Here is a 247-nt window from a genome sequence, read left to right on the forward strand (position 1 = left end):
CTAAGTTTACTGCTTTGAGAAGATATTTTATGTGATATCCTTTTTCTTTAAGTTCCTTGACGATTGCCGCTTTTTCGCCTTGAGTAGCGCAGCTTCCTTTTTGTGTCTCAAGGCGATTAATTTTTTTATTGCTTCATTTTCTGTTTTTAAATAGGCTGTTTCAGCTCTTAATCTTATTAATTCTTCTCTTTCTGTAGGCGTTAAATCAGCTGGCTTATATTTTTTAGTCATAGGCGGTTCCTTTTTC

At 34.4% G+C, this 247-nt stretch carries 1 protein-coding gene; it reads right to left on the minus strand.

The genetic code is table 11. From position 1 onward, the window contains the following. Window positions 1-27 precede the first annotated feature (27 nt). Window positions 28-231 (minus strand): hypothetical protein, encoded by a 204-nt coding sequence (locus tag AT575_RS10375; protein WP_245871547.1) that lies wholly within the window; start codon window positions 229-231, stop codon window positions 28-30. Window positions 232-247: the final 16 nt, after the last annotated feature.

It is taken from the genome of Streptococcus penaeicida (assembly GCF_002887775.1).
Classification (GTDB): Bacteria; Bacillota; Bacilli; order Lactobacillales; family Streptococcaceae; genus Streptococcus; species Streptococcus penaeicida.

Bases quoted from the DNA above. Each gene is read 5' to 3' on its own strand.
- AT575_RS10375 (WP_245871547.1), bottom strand. From the start codon at position 231: ATGACTAAAAAATATAAGCCAGCTGATTTAACGCCTACAGAAAGAGAA.